This window comes from Moorena sp. SIO2C4 (assembly GCF_010672485.1).
GTDB lineage: Bacteria > Cyanobacteriota > Cyanobacteriia > Cyanobacteriales > Coleofasciculaceae > Moorena > Moorena producens.
On sequence record NZ_JAAHGN010001091.1, the window covers coordinates 1 to 2,463 of the forward strand.

Here is a 2,463-nt window from a genome sequence, read left to right on the forward strand (position 1 = left end):
CTTGGGGCGTTGCTTAATAATGGCATGATTTTAAGAGTAGGTGCGCGCCTCCTAGGGCTAGTAAATCGCCCTTGGGTCGTATGTAGCATGGGCATCTTGCCCGTTACAATATATTTTCTGGCGGGCAGGATGCCCACTCTACTCCTATTCAAAGGAAGACTGACGCAACGCCGGTAAATCAAGTCTTGAGGTTCCAATTGGGACTCTTAAAAATATATGGCGACAAGCTCAAATAGATGAGGATAAAATCTAATGCGCTATGCAGTTGTTATTGAAAAAGGAAAAAATAGCTACGGTGCTTATGTTCGAGATCTTCCTGGGTGTGTTGCGGTGGCAGAAACATTAGAAGACGTTAAACAATTAATTACTGAGGCAGTGATGTTTCATTTGGAAGGATTGAAAGAAGATGGATTAAGTGCTCCTGAATCAGTGTCATTCTGTGAGTATATTGAGGTGGCTTAGGGCACACCCATCACACTCAACCAGAAACAATCCCTTGCCGTAAGTACCTGGACAAAAATAAACTTCACTATATTAACTTATGTAAAGTTGCCACAAGTCCCTCTGCTCCCTGCTCCCTGCTCCCTGTTCCCTATTTCAACAGTTAATTTTGCTTTTGTCCGACTACTTATCAGATTAGATTAGTAATTTATGATGTGAAACAGGAGGTAATTGTTCAATGGCTGTAGAGCAATATCGCCAGTATATTCGACATCTTCTTTCCGAACGTGCTCAACGGGCTTCACGGCAAACAATTGCGCCAGAATACGTAGGTGCGCGCCTCCTAGGGCGAGTAAATCGCCCTTGGGTCGCACCTGAGGTTCAGACCGTCTTTGATACAGAGCAGGATCACTACCAACTGCTGTATGTTGGTTGGCGTGGGAATAAACGTGATTTTGGCTGTGTTTTGCATCTTGATATCAAAGGTGGAAAAATTTGGATTCAGCATGATGGCACGGAAGAGGGACTTGCCAACCGATTAGTGGAAATGGGAGTGCCAAAAGAAGATATTGTTTTAGCTTTTCATGAACCTGAAGTACGCCAGTTTACGGGTTTTGGTACAGGTGAATAGATTGTCAATTAATCTATCGGTATCATTATCAGTAGTGGTTTTGTTAGGTTTTATTTTTTAAGCCAATTTTCCGAATGTAGTAAGTAATTTCTTGGAATTGCTATTTAGTAGTAACCCTTCTCTGTCTTCGACATCTGAAAGGTCTTCCACCATTTCTACTAAATAACCGTTTGGTTCTGCTACACACCAACAATAGGGATTAATTTTGTCCGGATGTCCTTCTGGTAAATCTGTTGCCACCATAGTTTGATAATGCCTAGCAATAAGTTTCGCTAACCACAAATAGTCTTTCCCTAGTGAAACTCCCTTTCTATAGGAAATAGTGATATCCATAGGAAAACCTATGTCATAGTCGTTTATCATTACAAAGGCTTCAGCTTGACTATCAGGATAGTTTAAGGTTTCACATCTTAGAGGATATCTGAAAAGTTTTTTGATACTGAATTTTGCCCCCCTGACCCCCCAACTTTGGGGGAAGAGTCAATTTGCTTCTAAAAGTCCCCCAGAATTGGGGGATTTAGGGGGCTTGGATGTAGCAAATGAGACTTCTCAGACAACCTCTTAAATCGAGGCTTTTAGACAAAAATTGAATCAACTCATATTCATCTACTACTTTATTTAGGTAAAATTGTATTTCTGTAGACAACATCACTTACGGAGGTTTGCATAACTATCAGGTACACAGAACGGGCTAAGATAGGATTACATTATCTTATGAAGCTTTTTGATATGACAAGTTTATTACAGTATGTCACGAATGAGCAGGGGGAAAGAGTTGGGGTTTTATTGGACTGGAACACCTATTCTCGACTCGCTAATCCATTAGGGTTGGATGAGGAGTGTTTGCTTGGTTTGAGTGTAGATGAGTTAGAAGCACTGGCAAGTTGTAAATTGGCTGTGGCAGATCAAACTCGTTTGGATGATTTAGTGGCGAGAAATGTAGAATCATTGCTCTGCACTGATGAGGTGGCTGAGTTAGAGGACTTGTTGGGAAAGGCGGATCAATTGACAATTCTCAAAACTCGCGCCAGATATAAACTCTCTGTGCTTAGAAAATGTTTCAACGGCAGGGTGAGCAGTTGTAGGGTGGGCAAAGACCGTTTAGTTTTTTTTGATAATTCTAGATACTATAACTTTGCCCAACCTACTTTTTGTTATTTTCAGTTTACATTCGGATTGAGTTACAGCGACAAATTCGTAATCGCTTTAGTTATTCTATTTATCGGCAATTTTAATTATTATTTTTCAGACGTTGAGCGAGTAGACAATCCTCAAAGCTCAATGCTTATTCGTCTAGGAAGTTGGAAATTGCCATTTCAATGGTAGCTTCGAGGGAACATTCCAATTCACTAGACTTTTCATTGAGTGCAACTTTGATGTAGTCAGGCAAA

General features: G+C 40.6%; 4 protein-coding genes. 3 read left to right on the plus strand and 1 reads right to left on the minus strand.

Going from position 1 to position 2,463, the window contains the following annotated elements:
• Positions 1-252 precede the first annotated feature (252 nt).
• Positions 253-462, plus strand: coding sequence for a type II toxin-antitoxin system HicB family antitoxin (locus F6K20_RS34075; RefSeq protein WP_008178170.1), 210 nt, complete (start codon positions 253-255; stop codon positions 460-462).
• Between the two features lie 217 nt (positions 463-679).
• Positions 680-1,072: a XisI protein gene (locus F6K20_RS34080; RefSeq protein ID WP_008178171.1), complete on the plus strand. Its 393-nt coding sequence runs from the start codon at positions 680-682 to the stop codon at positions 1,070-1,072.
• A 57-nt stretch (positions 1,073-1,129) separates the two neighbouring features.
• Here the strand turns inward: F6K20_RS34080 and F6K20_RS34085 are convergent, their stop codons facing one another.
• Positions 1,130-1,435 (minus strand): hypothetical protein, encoded by a 306-nt coding sequence (locus F6K20_RS34085; RefSeq protein WP_044491916.1) that lies wholly within the window; start codon positions 1,433-1,435, stop codon positions 1,130-1,132.
• A gap of 351 nt (positions 1,436-1,786) precedes the next feature.
• On the opposite strand from F6K20_RS34085, the gene F6K20_RS34090 reads away from it, so the two are divergent.
• Complete coding sequence (locus F6K20_RS34090; RefSeq protein WP_287267027.1) at positions 1,787-2,398, plus strand: hypothetical protein; 612 nt, start codon at positions 1,787-1,789, stop codon at positions 2,396-2,398.
• The last annotated feature ends 65 nt before the right edge of the window (positions 2,399-2,463 follow it).